Raw genomic sequence first — 441 nt, 5'->3', positions numbered from 1 at the left:
ATGGTACAACTGCTAGCGCAAGCAATGTGGGCGATGCCTTAACCAACCTCAACAACGAAGTGGTTAAACCAATTACCTTTGCCGGTAACAGCGGAACCGTGGATCGTAAGTTGGGTGAAACCTTGAACATCACAGGTGGCTTAACGGGTGCTGGCTCGAACAGCAACATTAAGACAGTGATCACAGGCAACACGGTAGATATCCAATTGGCGGATGCACCAGTATTTGCAGGCAAAGTGACTGCCAATGGCTTAGATGCGAACGGCAACAAAGTTGAGAACGTTGCAGATGCAACCGCGGCGACAGATGCAGTGAACAAAGGTCAATTAGATGCAGCAACTACGGCATCAGACACTAAAACTGACAATCTAGGTAACAGCACAGCGAGCAACTTGGGTGGCGGTTCAAGCTACGACAACAAGACAGGTACGGTGAGTGCAC

1 pseudogene is annotated in these 441 nt (G+C 49.4%); it reads left to right on the top strand.

The window, feature by feature from the left end:
• Window positions 1-26 precede the first annotated feature (26 nt).
• A pseudogene (locus ACTHUE_RS20450) lies at window positions 27-441 on the top strand (hypothetical protein); the annotation flags it as partial.

This window comes from Neisseria sp. P0021.S005, assembly GCF_051956955.1.
This window is presented reverse-complemented; position numbering and strand designations above follow the sequence as displayed.